20 protein-coding genes are annotated in these 22,677 nt (G+C 56.9%); 6 read left to right on the forward strand and 14 right to left on the reverse strand.

The window, feature by feature from the left end:
• Window positions 1-104: 104 nt before the first annotated feature.
• The 9 genes from AB3U87_RS02535 to AB3U87_RS02575 form a co-directional block, all read right to left on the reverse strand.
• A complete protein-coding gene (locus AB3U87_RS02535) occupies window positions 105-1,787 on the reverse strand; it encodes an OmpA family protein (RefSeq protein WP_394148294.1) in 1,683 nt (560 codons plus the stop codon).
• A complete protein-coding gene (gene tssL, locus AB3U87_RS02540; RefSeq protein ID WP_394148295.1) occupies window positions 1,784-2,458 on the reverse strand; it encodes a type VI secretion system protein TssL, short form in 675 nt (224 codons plus the stop codon). The genes AB3U87_RS02535 and tssL overlap by 4 nt, the downstream gene beginning before the upstream one ends.
• A complete protein-coding gene (gene tssK, locus AB3U87_RS02545) occupies window positions 2,455-3,789 on the reverse strand; it encodes a type VI secretion system baseplate subunit TssK (protein WP_301250583.1) in 1,335 nt (444 codons plus the stop codon). Before tssK ends, tssL begins: the two co-directional genes overlap by 4 nt.
• 12 nt (window positions 3,790-3,801) lie before the next feature.
• Window positions 3,802-5,349, reverse strand: coding sequence for a type VI secretion system contractile sheath large subunit (tssC, locus tag AB3U87_RS02550; RefSeq protein WP_301250584.1), 1,548 nt, complete (start codon window positions 5,347-5,349; stop codon window positions 3,802-3,804).
• A gap of 147 nt (window positions 5,350-5,496) precedes the next feature.
• Window positions 5,497-5,994, reverse strand: a complete 498-nt coding sequence (gene tssB, locus AB3U87_RS02555) for a type VI secretion system contractile sheath small subunit (RefSeq protein WP_253458501.1) — start codon at window positions 5,992-5,994, stop codon at window positions 5,497-5,499.
• Window positions 5,995-6,624: 630 nt separating this feature from the next.
• Window positions 6,625-7,428 (reverse strand): carboxymuconolactone decarboxylase family protein, encoded by an 804-nt coding sequence (locus tag AB3U87_RS02560; RefSeq protein ID WP_253458499.1) that lies wholly within the window; start codon window positions 7,426-7,428, stop codon window positions 6,625-6,627.
• 40 nt (window positions 7,429-7,468) lie between these two features.
• A complete protein-coding gene (locus AB3U87_RS02565) occupies window positions 7,469-8,212 on the reverse strand; it encodes a putative quinol monooxygenase (protein ID WP_394148298.1) in 744 nt (247 codons plus the stop codon).
• A gap of 51 nt (window positions 8,213-8,263) precedes the next feature.
• On the reverse strand, window positions 8,264-9,277 hold the full coding sequence (locus AB3U87_RS02570) for an aldo/keto reductase (protein WP_253458495.1): 1,014 nt from the start codon (window positions 9,275-9,277) through the stop codon (window positions 8,264-8,266).
• A 26-nt stretch (window positions 9,278-9,303) separates the two neighbouring features.
• Window positions 9,304-9,867 carry an NAD(P)H-dependent oxidoreductase gene (locus AB3U87_RS02575; RefSeq protein WP_301250588.1) on the reverse strand — a complete coding sequence of 188 codons (564 nt, stop codon included), beginning with the start codon at window positions 9,865-9,867 and terminating at the stop codon, window positions 9,304-9,306.
• 163 nt (window positions 9,868-10,030) lie between these two features.
• Here AB3U87_RS02575 and AB3U87_RS02580 point away from each other — a divergent pair, with 163 nt between their 5' ends.
• Window positions 10,031-10,936, forward strand: coding sequence for a LysR family transcriptional regulator (locus AB3U87_RS02580; RefSeq protein WP_253458482.1), 906 nt, complete (start codon window positions 10,031-10,033; stop codon window positions 10,934-10,936).
• A gap of 128 nt (window positions 10,937-11,064) precedes the next feature.
• Here the strand turns inward: AB3U87_RS02580 and AB3U87_RS02585 are convergent, their stop codons facing one another.
• Entirely contained in the window at window positions 11,065-12,003 is a 939-nt protein-coding gene (locus AB3U87_RS02585; RefSeq protein ID WP_394148301.1) for an alpha/beta hydrolase, read from the reverse strand.
• Window positions 12,004-12,826: 823 nt separating this feature from the next.
• On the opposite strand from AB3U87_RS02585, the gene AB3U87_RS02590 reads away from it, so the two are divergent.
• From AB3U87_RS02590 to queF, 3 genes are read left to right on the forward strand one after another with little or no spacing between them, the layout of a single operon-like run.
• Window positions 12,827-13,423 carry a helix-turn-helix domain-containing protein gene (locus tag AB3U87_RS02590; RefSeq protein WP_394148303.1) on the forward strand — a complete coding sequence of 199 codons (597 nt, stop codon included), beginning with the start codon at window positions 12,827-12,829 and terminating at the stop codon, window positions 13,421-13,423.
• Window positions 13,424-13,441: 18 nt separating this feature from the next.
• A complete protein-coding gene (locus AB3U87_RS02595; RefSeq protein WP_253458470.1) occupies window positions 13,442-14,329 on the forward strand; it encodes a queuosine precursor transporter in 888 nt (295 codons plus the stop codon).
• The gene (queF, locus tag AB3U87_RS02600; protein WP_394148304.1) at window positions 14,326-15,153 is read left to right on the forward strand and encodes an NADPH-dependent 7-cyano-7-deazaguanine reductase QueF; all 828 of its coding nucleotides are present in this window, start codon (window positions 14,326-14,328) and stop codon (window positions 15,151-15,153) included. The genes AB3U87_RS02595 and queF overlap by 4 nt, the downstream gene beginning before the upstream one ends.
• Window positions 15,154-15,204: 51 nt before the next feature.
• Here the strand turns inward: queF and AB3U87_RS02605 are convergent, their stop codons facing one another.
• The 3 genes from AB3U87_RS02605 to puuD all read right to left on the reverse strand — a co-directional run bounded on the left by AB3U87_RS02605 (window position 15,205) and on the right by puuD (window position 17,979).
• Entirely contained in the window at window positions 15,205-16,485 is a 1,281-nt protein-coding gene (locus AB3U87_RS02605) for an NAD(P)/FAD-dependent oxidoreductase (RefSeq protein WP_369896233.1), read from the reverse strand.
• Between the two features lie 148 nt (window positions 16,486-16,633).
• Window positions 16,634-17,191, reverse strand: coding sequence for an HTH-type transcriptional regulator PuuR (puuR, locus tag AB3U87_RS02610; RefSeq protein WP_253458460.1), 558 nt, complete (start codon window positions 17,189-17,191; stop codon window positions 16,634-16,636).
• A gap of 23 nt (window positions 17,192-17,214) precedes the next feature.
• Window positions 17,215-17,979, reverse strand: coding sequence for a gamma-glutamyl-gamma-aminobutyrate hydrolase (puuD, locus tag AB3U87_RS02615; protein WP_301250593.1), 765 nt, complete (start codon window positions 17,977-17,979; stop codon window positions 17,215-17,217).
• Between the two features lie 218 nt (window positions 17,980-18,197).
• Here puuD and AB3U87_RS02620 point away from each other — a divergent pair, with 218 nt between their 5' ends.
• Both AB3U87_RS02620 and AB3U87_RS02625 read left to right on the forward strand, forming a co-directional pair.
• The gene (locus AB3U87_RS02620; protein ID WP_394148305.1) at window positions 18,198-19,613 is read left to right on the forward strand and encodes a glutamine synthetase family protein; all 1,416 of its coding nucleotides are present in this window, start codon (window positions 18,198-18,200) and stop codon (window positions 19,611-19,613) included.
• A gap of 218 nt (window positions 19,614-19,831) precedes the next feature.
• Window positions 19,832-21,208, forward strand: a complete 1,377-nt coding sequence (locus AB3U87_RS02625; protein ID WP_370734644.1) for an APC family permease — start codon at window positions 19,832-19,834, stop codon at window positions 21,206-21,208.
• 100 nt (window positions 21,209-21,308) lie between these two features.
• Here the strand turns inward: AB3U87_RS02625 and AB3U87_RS02630 are convergent, their stop codons facing one another.
• Window positions 21,309-22,568, reverse strand: a complete 1,260-nt coding sequence (locus AB3U87_RS02630) for a 4-aminobutyrate--2-oxoglutarate transaminase (protein ID WP_394148307.1) — start codon at window positions 22,566-22,568, stop codon at window positions 21,309-21,311.
• Window positions 22,569-22,677 lie beyond the last annotated feature (109 nt).

Consider the following 22,677-nt stretch of genomic DNA (forward strand, 5'->3'; position numbering starts at 1 on the left):
TTTTATCCCGTCCTAATTTGTGCCGCCTTCTGGCTGGCCGCCGCCGTTTTCCCCGACCACAGCATGGGAAAATGCGCTCAGCGGACGCCGCGAGACAGCCCGAACTATTCAGGGTTTGCTGTTATGTCATCATCCTGTGATGACGTTTGGGGATGGTCTGCCGCCAGGCAGGCGTTTGCCTGCGGCACCAGACTAATTTCAACCCGGCGATTTAACGCGCGCCCTGCGGGGGTAGCATTGGTGGCGATGGGGCGACTGGCCCCAAAGCCCTGCACGGCAAAACAGGTCGGCGAAACGTCGCTGGTTTGCAGCATCCAGTCACGCAGCGCTTCTGCCCGCTTCAGCGACAGCTGCTGGTTGGCCTGCGCCTCGCCGGTACTGTCGGTGTGCCCGGCCACCACAATCAGCCAGCCCGGTCGCGCTTTGATATCCACCAGCGCGTTAACCAACAGCTTCAGCGAGCCGGGTTTAAGCACCGCTTTGCCGGTATCGAACAGCGAAAGGCTGTCGAGGCGGACGGTTTCCGGCACTTTCTCCGCGACGGGCGCCGGTGGTGGCGGCGGCGGAACCCAGGCGCGGATAGCTTCCAGCAGCGGCCGTTGCAGTCGTCCGCCCTGATATAACCCCAGCCCGAGGCGCAGCGGCACGCCGTTGCGGGCATAGTTATCCAGCCCGGCGGCATCCTGACGCAGCACCTCGACCGCCGCCGCTTTCGGCGCGTAGTCGTCCATGGCGATACGCTGGTAATCATTGATATCGAACGCGATGCGCTGTACCAGCTGGCGATTGTTCCAGGCGCTGCTGCACAGCGCGACAATCGCCGCGATAACGAACAGTCCCAGGCCGTAGCGGCAGGCGCGCTGGGGTGGCGTCAGGCCGCCGCCCTCCGGCAACAGCGGCAGAACGCATTCCGGCAGCGGTGAAGATAACGAGGAAGATCCTGCCGGAAGCCACCCGTTGACGCGGTTCAGCGCGCTATGCTGCTGCATCCAGCGGATCCAGAGGGAAGAAGGTGACGCGCCGCCGTCAATCGCCGCGCTCAGCCCCCGGACGACGCAGACTGGCCGCGCGCCGTCGGCGAATACCGCCTCAACGTGTCGCTGAAGCCATGTCGTCAGGCTGTTGAACAGCACCTGCTGCTGCCAGGCCGCGTATCCGCCCGCCGCCAGCCAGCTGCTCAGCGTGCAAGGAGCCATGCTGTCGCGCCAGACGCGTACCGACTCGTCGGGCATCGCCGCCTGCCAGAGAGGCTCGTCGATCATCGCGCTACCTACCTGACCGCACAGCACCAGCGGCACGGAATAGCCGGTTTCGCGCCGTAGCTGCTCGAGCTGCCAGCGCAGCGTCAGCAGCTGGCTGGTCAGGGCTTCATAGTCCTGATGCTGTTGAGGAGAAATACCGATCGTCACCGAAAGCTGGCGGCCCCACTCCGGCCGTAGGGACAATAGCTGACGGCCTACCGCGTCCAGCGCCTGATGCCTGGCCACCCGCACCCAGCAGCCGTGCGCTACGGTCAACACCGAGGCGTCATCCGGCCACGCCTGCGCGCTGTCGCCACAGACCAGCACCACCGGCTGCCGGTAAGCGGTATCAGGAAGATCGTCGGCACATAATGCGTCTTCCTGCGCCGGACGAGGCCGGGCGGCCAGCACCACGATAATCAGCGCCCACCAGCACAACATCAGCAACACGGCAACAGACCGCGAAACCGGCAGAAAAAGCAGACACAGCCCGGCAGCAAGCAGCGCGGCCCAGAACGCCAGCGTGCGTTGCAGTCCGGGACTCACGGCACGACTCCCGGCAGCAGCGACGCCACCAGGCTGCTCAGCCAGCGATCCAGCCACCACCAGACGGCGGCCAGTAGCAGGATCGAGAAGCTAATACGCAGCGGCCAGCTGGCCAGCCAGCCGCCGAGCCCCCGGCCGGGTTTACTTTCTGCCAGTACGCTCTGCGTCCGCGGCCCGCTGAATGGTGCAACCTGATCGTTCAGCGCCTGCACCAGCTTTTCCCGTTCCGGGTCGTTCAGCGAACGATAGCCGCCAAGGAAACCCAGCAGCATCACGCGCTGGAAGCAGGTCAGAACGGCAGGATTTGGCGCAGGCTCGTGCAGAACTTCTCTCATGCGGTTACAGAGCCTGTCGCCAGCGTCCAGCGTGCCGAGGAAATGCCCCTGAAGCGGCATGTGATACCACTGCACGCAGGCGTCATCCTGCACGCCGCGCCCCTTAATGACCTCGTCAATCAGGGCGCATTGCGCATACAAAATATGCTCGCGGCTTTGTTCGTCGTAGCCGGCTTCACTAAGCGCCAGCTGCACCTGTTCCGCTTCTGCCACGCAGCGCTCCCACAGTACGCGCCCTTCCCCCTCCTCAAATACCGGGCCATGGCGCAGACTGATGACCTGCAGCCAGGTGTTTTGCAGCAGCGCGTCGATATCACACTCTTCTTTCTGGCTCATGTTCTCAGCACCGCAAACAGTTCAAGTTCAGGTTCGCCCAACATGCCCGGCACGTAGAACATGCAGTTCCCGCTTGCCAGCATCTCTGCGGCGGCCGGATGCGACAGATCGAGCGCGAAATATTGGTTTTCCAGGCGCAGCGGAATGGCCGCAGGCACGTGATGCAGCGGCTTCAGCGGAATGCCCTGCTGCGAGGCGTTTACCAGCCCGGTAACGTAATCCGGGCTGCCGACTTTGCACTGGCGCGGGAACTGCTCCTGCAGCTGTGCCGCAGGCAAAGGCGAACGGACGGAAAGATAGAAATCCGCCTCCTCGCGCAGTCGGGGATCGTGCAGGCGCGCCAGCCACTGACGCAGCCGCTTATCCTGCTCCAGAGCGACAGGCACCACCCGCGACGGCAGGCTGGCCTCCAGCAAATCGCCCAACAGCGCGAACAGCGGCGGGAAAACGTCGTTCAGCCGGGCATGCTGATAAGCCGGGATGGCGCTGACCTGATGCGCCAGCGAAAAGGTCAGCAGGCTGCCTGCCAGACGCGCCAGCTCAGGATAAAGCCGCTCCGGCGCGCTTTGCGGAAAGCGCAGAAACTGGCTCAGCACCGGTTCGGCGCTGTTCAGCGCGTTGAGCAGCCAGAACAGCGAGACATCGGCAACGGCAAAATCCGCCATGCGCTCGTTGCTTTCGCGGCGCATGGCCATCAGCCGGTTAAGGCGGGTGCGCAGCTGGGTCATCAGCAGGTCAAGCTGCGACAGCAGCCACGGGCTGCTCTGCACCGTAAGTATCGCGGGCAGAAAAGTCTCGTCCTGCGTCCAGCCGCTCTGGCTGTCCTGCTTCAGACGCGCTACCGGACAGACCAGATAATCACTGTTGTCCTGATGGGCAAAACGCAGCGTCAGCTCGGGCTTGATCACCGCAATCTGGCGCGTATCGTCGCCAAACTGGTTACGAATGTCGCGCCAGCGCTGACGATAGCGCACCGGACGTTCGGCAACCTCATCGGGACGCAGGCAGTTGCCGCCGTTCGCCCTGAGCAAGGGCAGCGCAAGCACGACCACGACCTCCTGACCTTCCGGCACGATCGCCGGCGGCAGATCGTCGCCGTTGTCGGTATCGATAAGCGTGCCGTCCTGGAAGCGCACGTGAAGATGACGCGCCTGTAGCCGCCCCAGCTTCAGGATCTCGGGTTCAAATTCGGCGCGGATTACGCCCCAGGGATGATTCAGTCCCCTCTGTGCGATACATTCCGCTGACCAGGCCGCATACGCGGCCTGCTGCTGGAAATGCTGTGGCGAGACCATGACGCCCCGATCCCACAGCGGCTGTTGCGTTTTCATCCCGTCTCCGCCTTACGCTTTTGCTTTTGGCATCTGGGAAACCAGAGACAGGTTGACGTCCATGCCTTCCACCTGGAAATGTGGCACCGCGAACAGCCTGACGCGGAAGAAACCCGGATTGTCTTCGATATCTTCAACCATCACTTTGGCATCGCGCAGCGGATGGGAAGCCTGCAACTCGTCGCCCGGATCGGTCATTTCCGTCACCAGGCCGCGAACCCAGGTATTCAGCTCCAGCTCCAGCAGGCGACGATCTTTAGTGGTGCCGATGTTTTCGCGCTGGATCAGCTTCAGGTAGTGCGCAATGCGCGACAGCAGGAAGATATACGGCAGGCGCGCGTTGATCCGGCTGTTGGCCGTGGCGTCGGCGGTGTCGTACAGCGTCGGTTTTTGCGTTGAGTTGGCGGAGAAGAAGCATGAATAGTCGCGGTTTTTATAGTACGACAGCGGGATAAAACCAAGGTTGGCAAACTCAAACTCGCGGGTTTCCGGGATCATCACCTCAGAAGGGATTTTCACCTGATTGCCGGTGCCGAGATCGTACAGGTGGATCGGCAGATCGGTCACCGCGCCGCCCGCCTGCGGCCCGCGGATTTGCACGCACCAGCCGTTGTTGATAAAGCTTTTTACCATGTTGGCGGCAAAAGCGAATGAGGCGTTGGTCCACAGATATTTGTGGTGATCCGGGCCTTTCACTTCTTCGACATAATTAAAGCTGCGTACCGGCACGGTATCCGGGCCGTACGGCAGACGCCCGAGCACGCGCGGCATGGTCAGGCCGATGTAGCGCGAGTCATCGCTTTCGCGGAACGACTTCCACTTGATATATTCCGCGCGGTCGAAGTAGTTACCGATATCTTTAATCGCCGCCACCTCTTCCATGCTGTCCTTCAGGAAAAACTGCGGGCCGACCGAACCGATAAACGGCATATGCGCGGAAGCGGCTACTTTAGATATGTTGCGCAGCAGCGTCACGTCCTGTGCCGAGGCGTCAAACTCCCAGGAGGAGATCAGCGCGCCAATCGGTTCGCCGCCCGGCGTGTCGTATTCGGCAATATAGGTGTGCGCGTACAGGCCGCTCTGGATAATTTCCGGCGCGTCCTCGAAATCCTGACGCAGATCCTCTTTCGACAGATCGAGCACTTCTATCTTCACGTTCTGACGGAAGTCGGTTTTATCCACCAGCGACTTCAGGCCGCGCCACAGGGATTCGACTTTCTGGAACTCGTCATGGTGCATCACCGCATCAAGCTGGCGGCTGATCTGCTCATCCAGCTGCGCGATATGGTGATCCAGCAGAGTTTTATCCAGTTTATCCACCTGCGAACCGGACTGGTTCAGACATTCAACCAGCACCTTCATGGCGGCGGTTACGCGTTCGTCGACGCTGGCATCGGACATCGCCTGGTTGTCCTGCCAGACGTTCAGGTCGCTGAGATGCGTTACCGGACTCAGATTGATTTTTTCAAACAGTGACGCGTAAACACCGCCCGTAGCAGGGCGATCGAGCACGGTAGCGGTACCGGCAGAGGAGGTTTCATTTTGTACAGACATCAGCATTCTCTTGTATTAGTCCATTAATATTTCCGTCACGCTTCCTGCTGCAAATGCGTCAGCTGCTCGCCTGGCGGCTTAACTAAGCCTGCCGGGAGCTGCCCGTCTGCCGCCGTGCTGCAACCTGAAGTGTTCGGGACCAGGCGTCAGCAATCAGGCTTTTTCCGTTGCCAGGGCGGACAGTTCGGTGCGCAGTTCGTCACTCAGGGCAGGGTTTTTCAGGATGGTTTCCAGCTCCTTGCGGAAGGTGACGTTATCCAGCAGGTTGGCCTTCAGGTCGCGCAGAAGATTGCGCATCGCCAGCATCGCCTTAAGCTGTGGGATTTGACGCGCCACCTGCTCCGGCTTGAAGTCCTTCATCTCGCGGAAAGTCAGCCGGACGTTTTCCTCACTGCCGTCGTTGGCCAGCGTGTTTTCCACGGAAATATTGAGAGCCGGGGAGAACGCCGCCAGAACGCTGTCGAAGTTGTTTTTATTCACGTTGACTTTTTCACGCTCGGACAGCGCGCGCTGCTCCTGACCGTGGCTGAAGTCGCCGGTGACCAGCAGCTTCAAAGGCAGCTCCATTTTCTTTTGGGCGTTGCCGGTATGCAGATCCAACGTGATGTTAACGCGGGCTTTGGGGATTTCGTTCTGATAAGAGTTGCTCATATTTATTCCTGTAAAAAATAAGCATGGAAAGCAGGCAGAGCGCACACTTTCCTTGTGTACGGGCGTGACTATAGCAGCCTGCCCGCCACAGGCAATATGCTGATTTATAATTTGTGATCTGATTTATAAGGGATTTTATTAAAATTTGCGATAAGTGACTGAATAGGGTAACTAAAAAAGAATCGGATTCATCTTAAAAATTATTCTTTTTTTGATCACGATCTAATTCAGAGTAAAACCTTTTAATTAGTTAATTACTTAACATTATTTCCAATAATTACCATAACGGCAGTTATTAATCATGATGAATTACATTAAAGTGCTCTACGTTAAGAACGCCCGGTTAGCGCGTGCTACCGCGTCAGAAGCTCATCGGGCAGTGCAGCCGTACAGAGGACAGTCAGGAACTGTTTTGAAGAAGAGCGCGTTCTTGTGAATAAGGAAGCGCGCATGGTCAGGCGGTCAGGCGGTCAGGCGGTCAGGCGGTCAGACGGTCAGACGGTCAGAATGGCAGAATGGCAGAATGGCAGAATGGCAGAATGGCAGAATGGCAGAATGGCAGAATGGCAGAATGAAGCATAAAGAGCCGGCGCAAAAACGCCGGGCATGTTGTGCTGATGTCGATGGCTGTTAGCCTTCTTTCGCCGCGCGAGCGCGCAGCACTTCGCCTACAACTGGCGCGGCGGAAAACGCATTTGGCCAGCCGGCGTAGAAGGCTGCCTGGGTTACAATCTCACCCGCCTCCTCAGCCGTTAAGCCATTGTCCATCGCGCGGTTAAGGTGATAACCAATCTGCGCGCTCTGCCCCGAGGCAATCAGCGCGCTGACGGTGACCAGGCTGCGATCCCTTGGCGCCAGCGCGGGTCGCTGCCACAGATCGAGAAAAAGAGGCTCGGCCGTAAACTTAACCAGACCGGGAGAAACAGGCCCCACGTTTTTTTCCACCGTTTCCGCCCGCTGTTTTTCCACCTCCTGATTAAGCGGCAACAGCGCCGGAGAGGCTTCGGCTAGCTGTTCGGCGCTGACGCCGCGCTCGTGAAACACGCTTTTAGTCGCGGCAATCGCGGCCATGGCATTTGGCCAGCCGGAATAGAAAGCGAGATGCGTGATAATTTCTGATACTTCCGCTGGCGTAACGCCGCTATCCAGCGCCACGCCGACGTAATGGCCAAGCTCGGCAGGCTGATTTCTGGCGATAAGAATAGCCACCGTCACGATGCTACGATCCCGCAGCGACAGCGCGTCGCGTTTCCACAGATCGTCCGTTATAGCCTCACGCCCAAAGCGGGCCAGCGCGGGAGAAACCGACTCGATATCCGCGACCGACAGGGCGGATGGAGTAACCTTCAACATAAATTCACCTCTTTTCTCTTCAGCAAAAGCGACATCGGCAAGGACCAGCGATATCGCGGCGGCGGCAAGCACTTTTTTCATCGTTTAGCCTCAAGGATCCATTAAACGCAACACAGCATTCTTAACGTGTTTTATCCGGCCTTATACCGCCCTTGTTTGTGAGCAGGACGGGCGTGACAGGGACAGATTCTTTCCTGGCGGACATTTGTGCCGTTTGCGCTATATACGCTCTGAAGTGCGGCGTTGCCCGGTGTTGCTGATACGCAGCGGCGCTGGCGTAGATTTCGTAGAAGTACCAGCGGCGGGTATTTTGCGCATCCGTCGCGGCATACATTGCCAGGACGCCCTCTTCAACTTTTAAAGATTCGGCCATTTCCGGCAGCACGATATTTTTAAACGCCTGCTGATGCTCGGGTTTCACATCGACAATCACCAGGTTATCGATCGTTTTTTCATCCTGAACGATGCGCTTATCGCCCAGGAACTGCGGAACAAGTTCTGTTTTTCTCTCCTTAGCGACCACCTCAGGCGCCTGCTGAATAAAAGCCTGATACGCTCTGGACGCTAAATGCTTTTTGTACGCTTCATCATCTGCATATACTTCTACTCTGTAGGTCAGATAAGGGTTGTACTGATGCCTGAAAGCGTACAGCGCTAAGGTTCCCGGCTCGTTTTCTATAGCGGAACGGCTGGTCATTTTGATGATGTCACGGTAGCGATCGCTTTTTCCCGCTTTAACTTCCAGCTCGACAAGACTCATAGCCGGTTTATTCGCCGCTGTTGCGTCAGTGGCAAACGCCGGGCTGTCGATCGGCAGATACAGCGTTACCGCCAGGATTTGTGCCGCGAGGAGCCTTTTCATCATGATTTACCGTCTCCTTTCTTTGCTATCAGGGCAGGACAATGCTTAACGCGCTCATACCTTCTTTCGATCCTCTGTCTGAGGCGTTTTTTGCGCCATCATCCCCACCAGAGCGTGCGGCTGATAGCACGCCTCCAGAAAGTGAATATCTTCCTGACTGAGCTGCAACTTCACGGCTTTTACCGCGCCGTCGAGATGCTGCTTTTTGGTGGCGCCGACGACCGGCGCGGTGACTTTGGTTAACAGCCAGGCGAGTGAAATTTCGGTCATGGAAACCTGATACCGACGGGCAAGCTCCGCTACGCGTTCAATAATAATGCGGTCCTGCGCCGCCGTTTTATCGTATTTTCCTTTCGCATACGCATCTTCAGCGGCACGCCGCGTTGGCGGATTATCCAGCCGGGCAAGACGACCGCTGGCCAGCGCGCTGTAAGGGGTCATCGCAATATTATCTTCAGCGCATAAGCCGACTAATTCGCGCTCGTCCTCGCGCATAATCAGGTTGTAATGGCTCTGTACGGAAACAAAACCGGTCAGACCTTCCCGCTCGGCCAGCGCATTCGCTTTAGCCAGCTGCCACGCGAAGCAGTTAGAAATGCCGATAGCACGGATTTTGCCCGCCTGAACGGCCTGATGCAGCGTCTCAAGCACCTCAAGTATTGGCGTATGGTGATCCCAGGCGTGACAGATATAGAGATCGATATGTTCCATGCCCAGGTTTTGCAGGCTTTGGTTAAGCGATCGAGCAATAGCCTGTTTGCCGGTAACGCCGCTGGCTATTTGTTGTGGCGTGCGCGGCAGAAATTTGGTGGCGACCACCACCTCATCGCGCCTCGCCATATCCCGCAGCGCCCGGCCGAGATAGCGCTCGCTTGAACCGTTTTGATAGGCTATCGCCGTATCGAAAAAAGTCACGCCCTGCTCCAGGCCGTAACGGATGATCTCACGGCTTTCCGCTTCAGCCAGCGTCCAGCTGTGCTGGCCCGTCGCCGCATCGCCAAATCCCATGCAGCCCAGACAGAGACGGGAAACCGTTAAGTCGCTTTTCCCCAGTTGCGTATAGTCCATTACCTTTTCTCCTTTATTAACAGGATCTAAAGCGCCGGTTTCGACGCTAACGCTTTTAACTGCGCAATGAGCCGTGCGGCGTGATCCTTGGCCAACATTTTCTGCTGTGCGATGTTTTCATCCCGCTCCGCGTAACTTATGCCACAGGTGTACACGGGTGTTTGCATCTCCAGATTGCACAGCCTGGCCGTCGTTTCAAACTGAATAAGATAATCATCAAGGCTATGCCCGAATGCACCTTCAGCAGAATAAAGCGCCTGTGCTGCACCAGTGGTAAAGGAAAGGATAAGTTTTTTGCCGCCGAGTTTTGCCGTTGAACCCTGTGCGAACCCGTGAACAAAAACCTCGTCCAGCCAGACTTTCATGATCCCCGGCAGCGAATACCAGGAAAACGGAAACTGCCAGACGATCGCCTCGGCTTTTAACAACGCCTCCTGCTCGGCCCGCACGTCAATTTGATGGCCCGGATAACAGGCATCCAGACGACGGATTTCCGCATCTGGCAGCGCCTTAGCCACCTCGTTCAGAATGGTTGCGTTACCGATTGACTTCGTCAGATCCGGGTGTCCGGAAATAATAACTATATTCATTTTTAGCCGTTAATCTCCTTTCTCATTTTCCCTGATTTACCCGGCGGGAGGTTGCCGAAGGAAAGTATAGGCTCGCGATCCTGATAGAATTAGGACAGTATCGGCTTATGGATAATTAGCCTGTGGCTAATAATCAGCGGCGTGGCTGCATCAGGACGACGTAATGAATAACGTGATATACAACCAGATCCGCATTTTTCAGAGCATCGCTCGTGAAGGCTCTATTTCGGCCGCCGCCAGGAAACTGGAAATCACGCCGCCCTCGGTCAGCAAGGCGCTTAAGCTGCTTGAGCAGCATATCGGCCATCCTCTTTTCGTGCGCACCACCCGGCGTATTGAGTTAACGGATGCCGGACGGCAGCTGTTAGAGCAAACCTTATCCGCGGTGGAATCGCTGGAAAACTCGCTGGAAAATATCCGGGGTCAGCAGCAGGCGCCTTCCGGGCTGGTCAGGATCACGCTTTCCCGCTTCGCTTATCTGCTGATCCTCAAACCGGTGATGGCGGCATTTTGCCAGCGTTATCCGGGCATCCGGCTGGAAGTGTCCGTGTACGACGGCACCGTGCATCTTGTTGATGAACGGGTCGATGTGGGGATCCGTTTTGGCGATATCCTTGAGGGCGGCGTGGTGGCGCGCCAGTTGATGAAGCCCTTTCGTGAAGGGCTGTACGCTTCGGCAGCCTACCTGAAGGCGTTCGGTACGCCGACAACGCCAGCCGATCTGCCGCAGCACCAGCTTATCGGCTACCGATTTATTACCGCTCACCGCCTCCTGCCGCTGATGCTGGAGCACAACGGCGAACAGCTGACCGTGGATATGCCGGGTCAGCTTATCAGCAACGACATCGACGTGATGGCTGACGGCATTCGCAGCGGGCTGGGTATCGGCAGGCTGTTCGAGCCGGTTTTGCAGCTGCAGCCGGATAAAGAGAGGTTTCTGCCGGTGATGGAAGCTTTCTGGAAGACCTATCCGCCGGTTTATCTCTATTACGCAAAAAGCGCGGGTAAAACGAAAAGAGTAAAGGCGCTGATTGATTTTCTGCTGGAGAACCGGCCTGGATATAGCTGACAAAAACACCGGTCTTTAGCGGGGTAAAGTAACCGTAAAACCCGCGCTACGGCGCGGCAAGCACATGCTCGCTGGCGGAAGACGCCCGCGCGCATGGCTTATCCCTGTGCCGCGCGCGCCTTTTATCTTTATTCAGCCTGTCGGCACGCGCCCCGCTCTTCGCCATGCTGCGCCAGATGGCGTAAGGCCTGCCGGAAACCGGCATCAAAGGTCTGACCGTGCGAAAGTTCAGGCCACGACCAGTAGGCGGCAGATAAACCGGCCTGGCGCAGCGATGCCAGCGTGGCGCGAACCCTGTCCTGCACTTCCGCCGCCGGCGCATGCGGATTATTTCCCGGCTGGCCGTCGCCTTCACTGACATAGAGCGACTTCGCGCAGAAGCGCGACGCTTCGACCTTCGCCAACTTAGCCAGCACGCCGTCGTACTGCCGGTTCAGCGTTGGGCTGGTCGGATAGTAAAAATGAAAGAACGACGAGGAGAGCCAGGCGTTCAGCGTAAAGACCCCGCCTAAGGAATGGCCCCAGAGGCCACGCCCGGCGGAGTTTATCTTTAACCCTCTTTCGGCCTGCGGCGCAATTTTTTCCTCAAGCAGACGGCGAAAAATAGCGTCGCCGCCGCCCTTTCTTCCTCCGGGCCGGGCGCTTTTTTCGCCGTCCGGCGGCGTGTAATCATAGGTTCTGGCGGCCAGGTCAAAAGGCAGCGTCGTCTGATAACCGACGGCGACAATCACCGGTGGGTTTTGCGCCGACAGCGTTTGCAGCAGCCTTTCCGACAGCCTGTCCATTACGGCGTTGCCGTCGAGCAGATACATCACGGGAAAGCCGGCAGGCGGCGATTTCTTATTGGGAATGCCCGTCCATATTTTGTAATGTCGCTGTCCATCGGCGGAATCAAGCGTGCTGACGCGAAAGTGATAAAAAGCCGATCCCTTATCCGCAATATTCGGGCCAGACGGCCGCATATCGGGCTGACACCAGGCGCCTGTCGTATAAAAACAGGTAAAAAAAAGCGCGCCCAGCCGGCAAGCCGCGCGCGCGTTTCGGGTAATAAATAAATTAATATTCATCTACATGCTCTCAATAAAAACCCGGACAGGCAGGCGATGAGGAAAAGTCGCGTCTGTCGGTTTCTCCTCAAAAATGCAGGCCCGGCTGCGTGATAGCCGACAAGCGGAAAACGCCACTATAATGAGAATGATTATTAATTACAAATAAGAGCCGTCCCGGCAAGCTATTTCTGGTGTCGGATCTCCGCGCGAAACGCGCATTAATTAACGGCGGGTTTAATACCCACACTTTTTGCAGCAAACGTAATACGAAAAATACCAGGCGTAATGGGGTTTAATTTTACCAAATCGGAAAAATTAAATTTTTATATGAGAAGCCCTGGGACGATAAGGATTTGTGAAAAATGCGGCGGTCGACAATCTGCGTTCAGCAGCCATACCCTGGTTATTTTTTTGGCATGGTTCATGCTTCGCAACAGAAGGATCGCGAAAGACAGAGGTTATTGTGTAGCTGGATCTACGCCTTTAAGCGTGACAACTCTGGCGAACCTGATGGGTAAGCATCAGGTTCGCACGGTGAACTGGATTCCCTGGCGTTGGCAAGAATACTGGAGATATTTTTATTATGTGCTGCTTTGTACAGATAACTTAATCTTACACCCTTAATGAAGTCAACAAAAAAAGAGACAAAACTTCCACTAAAATGAATACCAAACCTGCCATAAAAGTATAAATGATTGATTTTATTTAAATTAACACTTAATGCAACAGCAAAAAAGCAGACAAAACCAGGTCTGACCTGTCTACTCCCTGCTTCACATTTATTGAATAACATTAAATTTGCTTATAAAATGCGGCAGATGACAGCAACCGGACGCTTATCATGAAAACATCGGCATTGCAGAGAAAAAACAATATAATCAACAATATAGATTATATTATTAAAAGCCGGGGCGAGACAAAAGTCTCTTTCGCCAACCGTACCGGCGTCACCCGCGCGACGCTGTATAAAATTCTGGATGGCAAAGTCAATAACGTACAGCGCTCGACCATTACGCGAATCGCGGATTTCTTTGGCGTGTCGTGCGAGATTATTGAAAATCACGATCTGCAATCTATCGAACTGATTGAAAATACGCTGTCGCCCGACGGCGATAAAAACCCGGCTGCCGTGCCGGTTATTCCTCAATCGGCATTTTTACGCTGCGCGGACAAAAGAGTGGGCCAGCTGGTGGCGCACTATCCCGTTACCTGGTTTTTTGGCGAGGTCGCTAACACGGTCGCGCTACAGGTTGAAAGAAATCTGGGCAACCTGTTTTTTCCTGGCGATGTGCTTATTATCAAACGCCATACGCCGCCACAGGAGAAACAGCTGGCGCTGTTTTCCTCCCCGACTCAGGCGCTACTTGTCAGTGATATCTACTCCGGCGCTGAGGAAGCTTCCCTGCTGGGCGCCATTATCGAAGAAAGAATCCAATAACCCTAAGGACTGTTCTGCATGGAACAAAACAAGAAATACAAGCTGTTGGGCTTTACCCGCTCGGATGTGATTACGGCCAACGTCATGGTGCTGGCGACCGGCAAGCATATCAGCATCGGCCTGCCCGAGCTGGAAAGCAGCGAAATCACGGATGATTTTAACCGGCATGAACTGAAATCGCTTTATCGTCGCCTTTATGGCGATAACAGCACCGTGACCTCTTACGATATTGGCGACAGGCATGAACGCTCCTGGTACGCCTATCTGATCATCAGCATTGCGCTGACGGTTATTTATACGCTCAGCACCGTGAGCGGCGTGAAACCCGTGCTGATCCCCGTGGTGAATTTCGTGGTGCCGCCCGCCATTTTTTTCTATCCGCTCTCGTTTATCCTGGTGGATATTATCAACGAGTTTTACGGCCTGAGAATGGCAAGAAGAACGATATTTATTTCATTTATTTCTAATACGCTGTTTGTGGCGGGCCTGTGGCTGACCAGCCTTTTACCCGGTCTGAAAGAGTGGGAGCTGAATATCTCCTACGCCACCTTTGTTAACAGCATTGTCTCCGTACTGTTTGCCTCTTCGGCCGCGTATCTGGTGTCGGAAAATATTAACTCGCTGATCCTGTGCAAAATAAAAGAGCTGACCAATTCGCGCTTTCTTTTTGTGCGCGTGCTGACCAGCAACGTTATCGCTTCGGCTCTTGATAGCGTGATTTTCTGTACGCTGGCTTTTCACAACGTGCTCAGCATGGCGACGATTAAAACCATGATTATTTCGCAGTTCATTATCAAGCTGGGCTACGCGCTGCTGGGCGTTGGCCCTATTTACGCTACCCGTGAACTGTTCAGACGCTATATCAATAAAGAAAAACAGGTTAACCGTGCAGAGGAAGTAGTATGAAAACAGAGGAAATTACGCTGCTGGGCAAAAGCACCGGCTATGTTCAGCATTATGCGCCGGAGCTGCTGGAGGCGCTGCCGCGGTCGCGCGGTCGCCAGGAAATCGGCCTGACGTCGGCGGAGCTGCCCTTTTCCGGCTTCGACCTGTGGACGGGCTTCGAGCTTTCCTGGCTTAACGCTAAGGGCAAACCCGTGGTGGCTATCGCCGAATTCTGGATCCCGGCCACCAGCCAGCATCTGATCGAATCAAAATCTTTTAAGCTTTACCTGAACAGCTTTAATCAGACGCGCTTCGCCGCGCCGGAAGAGGTCGCCACCACGCTGGAAAACGATCTGTCGCGGGCGGCCGACGGCAGCGTGAAGGTCAAGCTCTATCCCGATTTAAACGGCTACGCCGCTTTTACCGCAGCGCTGCCCGGCGAATGCATTGACCATCTTGATATCGCCGTGGAGGACTACGATTTTTCTCCGCAGCATCTGCAGGATGCCGCCTCCGGCGATGTTGTGGCCGAAACGCTCTCCTCAAACCTGCTTAAGTCTAACTGTCTGGTGACCAATCAGCCCGACTGGGGCAGCGTGGTCATCCATTATAAAGGCAAGCGGATCGAGCGGGAAAAACTGCTGCGCTATCTGATTTCGTTCAGGATGCACAACGAGTTCCACGAGCAGTGCATTGAGCGCATCTTTAACGATATCAAACACTATTGCCGCCCGGAAAAGCTAAGCGTGTTCGGCCGCTACACCCGCCGGGGCGGGCTGGATATCAATCCGTTCAGAAGCGATTTTGAAGCGCAGCCGACCACGGGCCGCCTCGTCCGTCAGTAATGCCCGCCAGGCGCCCGTTCCTGTTTATTACGCTGCAAAATGGCTGTCTCTCTACACGCCCAGCCTGTCGCGGATGCTGTAATAAGCCGCGCCCATCGCCGTAAGCGGAATACGCATATTGCGGCCGCCGGGGAACGGATAGTGCGGCAAGCGGGCAAAGGCGTCGAAACGTTCGGCGTCGCCGCGCAGCACTTCCGAAATCAGCCGACCGGCCAGATGGGTACAGGTAACGCCGTGCCCGCTATCACCCTGCATATAGTAGATGTTGTTTTCCAGGCGGCCGAACTGCGGCATCCTTGAGAGCGTAAGCAGGAAGTTGCCTGTCCAGCGGTAGTCGATTTTTACCCCTTTCAGCTGCGGGAAGGTTTTCAGCAGCTTCGGCACGATCAGCCGATCGATATCCTCAGGATCCCGCGCGCCATAGACCACGCCGCCGCCGTACAGCAGGCGATGGTCGGCCGTCAGCCGGAAGTAGTCCAGCAGGTAGTTGCAGTCCTCCACGCAGTAGTTGGAGGCGAGCAGCGACGCGGCCAGCTCTGCGCCAAGCGGCTCCGTGGTCAACACCTGCGTGCCGCACGGCATACTGCGTTTTGACAGCGACGGCTCCAGTTTGCTGCCGAGATAGGCGTTGCCCGCGACGATAACATAGCGCGCCGTAACCTGGCCCTGCGCCGTTTTTACCACGGCCGGGCTGCCATGCTGGATCTCCACTACCGGCGACTGCTCGAAAATCCGGCCGCCGTTCAGGACTATCGCCTGCGCTTCACCAATCGCCAGATTTAGCGGATGCAGATGGCCGCCGCGCTTGTCCAGCAGCGCGCCGACGTAGCGATCGCTGTCGATCTCCTGGCGGATCTGCCCGGCGTCCAGCAGCTCCAGCTGGTCGTTGCCGTAGCGTTCCCAGTTCTGCTTCTGCTCCTCCAGCGTGGCGAACTGACGGGCGTTCAGCGCCACGAAAAGGCCGCCCTGCTGATAGTCGCAGGCGATGCCGTAACGTTTAATGCGCTCGCGAATAATATCGCCGCCTTCAAACATCATGCTGCCCAGCATTCTGGCGGCATCTTTGCCGTAGCTTTTTTCAATCACGTCCACGTCGCGGCTGTAGGAGTTGACCACCTGACCGCCGTTGCGCCCGCTGGCACCAAAACCGACCTTCGCCGCTTCCAGCACCACGACCTGGTAGCCGTTTTCCGCCAGATGCAGCGCCGAAGACAGCCCGGTGTAGCCTGCACCAATGATGCAAACGTCGCAGGAGATCGGCTCCTCCAGCGGCGGAAACGGCGTGTAGGCGTTGGCGCTGGCGGCATAGTAGCTTTGCGTATGTTCAGTCATGCTTACGGCTCCAGAGAGATCCAGACGGATATCGGTTCGGTGAATATTTGCGGCGCGACCCGCGCCCGTTGCCGCTCTGTATGGCGTCAAAAGGCGCGGGAATGCACCGTCGTGGTTCACAGGTCCGCGCTGCAGCGGCCGTCAGGCATCAGAAGGTGGTAGGCGTATGGGCGCTGATAATGCGGCAAATTTTTGCCGAGGTGTTGCTGAAGCTGTGCGGAATGCCGGTGTTAATGGCGTAGCTTTGCTGCGCCACCAAATGATAGCTCTGACCGTTGAATTTCAGCACGACTTCCCCTTCCAGCAAGGTGCCTATCTCTTCCCCCTGATGCTTGATGCGCTCTCCTGTGGTGGTGCCTGGCTGATAAGTTTCAATCATCATCGCCAGCGTGCGGTTCGGCGCGCCGTTATGGATAAGCTTCATGGAGACGCCCTGACTGCCGATCTCAATCAGCTCGTCAGGATTAATCACCACCTGAGGCTCGTCCGGGATCTCCGGCTCCGCAAAAAATTCGGACAGCGACAGCCCGTAAACTTTTAGCAGCTTTTGCAGCGTGCTGATGGCCGGGCTGACCTTGTCCTGTTCAATGGTGCTGATGGCGCTGTGTGTTAATCCAGACAGTTCGGCAACCCGGCGCTGTGACAGACCCAGTTGCTGGCGGATCCCGGACAAACGCTTGCCTGGTGCCAGGCCGTCATTGTTCATAAACGCATTTCCTTCAATGTGAGTCAGAGCTGCTGCTTTTCAGCGTGATGCTGCTGACATGCCGTGATAAAGCCTTCAAGCAACAGGCGCGACAGCGCATATTCGCTGCTTTTCCATTCCGGGTGCCACTGTACGCCCAGCGCGTAGGGATGATCGAGCACGCTGACCGCCTCCGGCAGCCCGTCCTGGGAGTACGCCTCCACGCGAAGCCGCGGGCCAAGGGTTTTTGCGCCCTGCCCGTGCAACGAGTTTACCCAGAATGTTTTGCTTCCGGGTATCAATTGCGAAATTAATCCGTCCGGCTGGATTTTGATCTCATGCGAGGGCGCATATTGCTGATCTATTGGCAGATCCGGGTCCTCACGATGCTCAAGAAACTGCGGATGGTCGCAGAGGCGACGGTAGAGGGTACCGCCCGTCGCGACCACCAGCTCCTGCAAACCGCGACAGATGGCAAAAATGGGGATGCGCCTTTCGAGCGCCTGCGCAATCAGCGCGATGCTCAGAAGATCTCGCCCGGGATCGGCGGCAGGCTCATCGCCGTTTTCACCATAATGGTGCGGCTGCATATTACTGGGGCTGCCCGGCAGCAACACGCCGTCCAGCAGCGGCATCACGCCTGCCAGCAATTCCGGCTCTGCCAGCGCGTGCGGCAAGGCGATGGGTAAACCGCCCGCGTCCAGAACCGCATTCAGGTACTTATCTTGCAAGGTATGACTTTGTTGGCCTTTGACGGGGTTGCTGCACATCACCACCCCGACAATTGGCCTGTAAAATATATCGACCATGCTTCACCTCTTGTTTCGGACTGAATTTTTTACAAAAGCGTCTGAAATTACCTGAAATGCGCAATATTTCCGCTGACTGGTATTTTGATAACCCTTTTTTAAATCAAATGCAACATTTGACAAACAATTTGTTTCCGTCCAGATTGTTTTTGTGTGCATTATATTTAACAACGTGAATGCGATCCTGTTATCCCCTACCAAGCCAACAGCGGTGAATCATGGAAACTAACCTTGTAGCAGTGGAAAACTTTAAGCAGCCGGAAGAGAGACGGAGCAGCGCCTTCGCCAGAGAGGTCGAAGCCTATCTGAGCCGCTATCCGGATACCCATTACGTCGATGTGATGCTGACCGATCTTAACGGCTGTTTCCGGGGCAAGCGCATCCCGGTGGCGGCGCTGCGTAAGCTGGAGAAAGGCTGCTATTTCCCCGCCTCCGTTTTCGCGATGGATATTCTGGGCAACGTGGTGGAGGAGGCGGGCCTGGGCCAGGCATCCGGCGAACCCGACCGCATCTGTGTGCCCATCGCCGGGACGCTGACGCCCTCCGCCGCCGATCCACAGACCATCGGCCAGCTGCTGTTGACGATGCTGGACGAAGATGGCGCTCCCTTTGACGTTGAGCCGCGAAATGTCCTTAACCGCCTGTGGCAGCAGCTACAGCAGCGTGGACTGCATCCCGTGGTAGCGGTAGAGCTGGAGTTCTATTTACTGGATCGGCAGCGTGACGCCGAAGGCTATCTTCAGCCGCCCTGCGCGCCCGGCACCCAGGATCGCAATATGCAAAGCCAGGTCTACTCCGTGGATAATCTCAATCACTTTGCCGACGTGTTAAACGATATCGACGAGCTGGCGCAGCTGCAAAAGATCCCGGCGGACGGCGCGCTGGCGGAGGCGTCGCCAGGCCAGTTCGAAGTTAACCTGCACCATACCCGCAACGCGCTGGAGGCGTGCGATCATGCGCTGGCGCTGAAGCGCCTGATCCGGCTGGTGGCGGAAAAACATCATATGCACGCCACGTTTATGGCCAAGCCCTACGAGGAATACGCCGGCAGCGGCATGCATATTCATATCAGTATGCTGAACGACCAGGGCGAGAACGTGCTGGCCGACCGGCACGGCAACGATTCCCCCCTTCTGCAACGCTCGCTGGCCGGGATGATCGAGATGATGCCCGCCTCCATGGCGCTGCTGGCACCTAATATCAACTCCTATCGCCGTTTTCAGGCAGGCATGTATGTGCCGACGCAGGCTTCCTGGGGCCACAATAACCGCACCGTCGCCCTGCGCATTCCCTGTGGCGATCGCGATAATCATCGCGTGGAATATCGGGTCGCGGGCGCGGATGCCAACCCTTATCTGGTAATGGCGGCCATTTTTGCCGGGATCCTGCACGGTCTGGATAACGATTTGCCGCTGCCGCCGAAGGTCGAGGGCAACGGGCTGGAGCAGGACGGGCTGCCATTCCCTATTCGTCAGAGCGATGCGCTGTGGGAATTCGCCCAGCACGAGGCGCTCTGTGCTCAGCTCGGCGAACGTTTCAGCCACGTCTGGCACGCCTGCAAAAGCAACGAGCTAACGCAGTTTGAGCGGTTGATCACAGATACGGAAATTGACTGGATGCTGAAAAACGCCTGATGGCATCCGGCCTCAGGAAGAGCCTCGCCCATGCGCCCCGTCTGGAAACGAGCGCGCTCTCTGCCGGTTTTCCGGCCCGTACCGCCTGTCGCCGAAGGAAAAAAAGCGGCGGCGGAACGCCCTACATCATGAGGTTCGGAAATGGTGCATCTGCCCGTCCCGTATACCCTTAAGCCGCCCACGGCTGTTCTCTCAGCGCCGCCGCAAGGGGGCTGCTAATGGCTGCCGTCACTGAAGAAAGCCCGGCCAAACCGGGGCTGAGAAAATCCCTTAAGCTCTGGCAGATTGTGATGATGGGGCTGGCCTACCTGACGCCGATGACGGTGTTCGATACCTTCGGTATCGTTTCCGGTATCAGCAACGGCCACGTTCCCGCTTCCTATCTGCTGGCGCTCGCCGGCGTATTATTTACCGCCGTCAGCTACGGCAAGCTGGTGCGCCAGTTTCCCGAAGCCGGTTCCGCCTATACCTATGCGCAGAAGGCGATCAATCCTCACGTCGGCTTTCTGGTCGGCTGGTCGTCGCTGCTGGACTATCTGTTCCTGCCGATGATCAACGTGCTGCTGGCGAAGATTTACCTTTCGGTCCTGTTTCCGGAAGTGCCGCCCTGGATATGGGTAGTGGGTTTTGTGGCGATCATGACCGCCGCCAACCTGAAAAGCGTCAGCCTGGTAGCCAATTTCAATACGCTGTTTGTGCTGGTTCAGGTCGCGATTATCAGCGTATTTATTTTTCTGGTGATCCACGGTCTGTATCGCGGTGAAGGCGTCGGCACGGTCTGGTCGCTACAGCCTTTTATCAGCCAGAACGCGCACCTGCTGCCGATTATGACCGGCGCGACCATCGTCTGCTTTTCGTTTCTCGGTTTTGACGCCGTTACCACGCTCTCCGAAGAGACGCACAACGCCGGGAAAACCATTCCGCGCGCCATCTTTCTGACCGCGCTCTACGGCGGACTGATTTTTATTGCCGCCTCGTTCTTTATGCAGCTCTTTTTCCCCGATATCAGCCGCTTTAAAAATCCCGACGCGGCGCTGCCGGAAATCGCACTCTACGTGGGCGGCAAGCTGTTTCAGTCGATTTTCCTCTGCACCACTTTTATCAATACGCTGGCTTCCGGCCTGGCGTCTCATGCCAGCGTTTCCCGTCTGCTGTACGTGATGGGTCGGGATAACGTCTTTCCGGCCAGGGTGTTCGGCTACGTGCATCCCAAATGGCGCACGCCCGCGCTTAACGTGATTATGGTCGGCATCGTGGCGCTTTCCGCCCAGTATTTCGACCTGGTAACGGCGACGGCGCTGATTAATTTCGGCGCGCTGGTGGCCTTTACCTTTGTGAATCTCGCCGTATTTAACCACTTTTACCGCCGCGAAGGCCGCAATCGCACCTGGAAGGAGAAGCTGCATTATCTGGTGTTGCCGATGGTGGGCGCCGCCACGGTCGCGGTACTGTGGATCAACCTGGAGGCGACATCGCTGACGATGGGGCTGATTTGGGCAGTGCTCGGCGTGCTTTATCTGGCCTGGCTGACCCGCCGTTTTCGCCAGCCGCCGCCGCAGTTTAACAAGCTGCGAGCGGAAACGGGCGGGAAATAAGGCAGAACATTTATGGCCGCGTGATGCAGCCCGCTTTGGGCGTCAGTAAGTGAAAGGTCTGTCGAAATATGCCCGGCCGCGTGACGCAGCCGGGAATGCCTTAGGCTTTCAGGATCGAGGTCAGAATGGTTAGCGAGCGGCTGAACTGCTCGTCCGGAATGGTCAGCGGATAAAGGAAACGGATCACGTTACCGTGCACGCCGCAGGTCAGCAGGATCAGGTTCTGCGCCAGCGCTCGCTGCTGAATATCGCGGGCAAAAGCGCTGTCCGGCGCGCCGGTTTCAGGATGATTGAATTCCACTGCAATCATCGAGCCGCGTCCGCGTACCTGAGCGATGGCTGGATGGCGGGTGCCGATGAGGGCTTCGCTCAGGGCCGCGCCGAGCCTGTCGGCACGCTGGCAGAGCCGCTCTTCCTCGATGATATCCAGCACCGCGTGGGCCGCCGCCACCGCCACCGGGTTGCCGGCGTAGGTACCGCCCAGCCCGCCAGGACCCGGCGCGTCCATCACTTCGGCGCGGCCAACCACGCCGGAAATCGGGAAACCGCCGCCCAGGCTTTTCGCCATGGTCAGCAGATCCGGTTTCGCATCCGGGTAGTATTCGCTGGCGAACACCTTACCGGTACGCGCAAAGCCCGTCTGGATCTCATCCGCCACCAGCAGAATGCCGTGCTCGTCGCACAGGCGGCGCAGCGCGCTGACAAATTCCGGCGGCGCGACGTTGAAACCGCCCTCGCCCTGAATCGGCTCAAAGATAATGGCGGCGACTTCCTGCGGCGCGATATCGCAATGGAAAATATCGTCCAGGCTTTTCAGCGCATCCTCCACGCTGACGCCGTGCAGCTCGTTGGGATAGCGGGCGTGGAACACCGAGCCGGGAAAAGGGCCAAAGCCGGTTTTATAGGGCGCGACCTTGCCGGTCAGCGCCATCGTCATCATGGTGCGGCCATGAAACGCGCCGGTAAAGGTAATGACGCCGGGACGCCCGGTCGCGGCGCGAGCGATTTTCACCGCGTTTTCCACCGCTTCCGCGCCCGTGGTGAAAAAAGTGGTTTTCGCTTTGCCCGCTATCGGCGCCAGCTCGTTCAGGCGCTCCGCCAGCGCGATATAATTTTCATAAGGAATAACCTGGAAAGCCGTATGGGTAAAACGGGTCAGCTGCTGCTGCACGGCAGCGATCACTTTCGGATGACGGTGGCCGGTATTCAGCACGGCGATCCCCGCCGCGAAGTCGATGTATTCACGCCCCTGCGTATCGATAAGCGTGGCGTTTTCAGCCTGCTCGACCAGAAAATCGCACATTACGCCCACACCGCGCGGTGTGGCGTCCAGACGGCGCTGACGGATGGAATCGTTCATGTTTTACTCCTCGTTACGGGAAGCCGGGTTGTACCTGAATTACCTTGATTTTTAGCGCTGATGGGGTGCTATTATCCAGAGCCAGTTTTGACTATTTTAGGGAGCCACT

It is taken from the genome of Erwinia plantamica (genome assembly GCF_043420595.1).
Classification (GTDB): domain Bacteria; phylum Pseudomonadota; class Gammaproteobacteria; order Enterobacterales; family Enterobacteriaceae; genus Erwinia; species Erwinia aeris.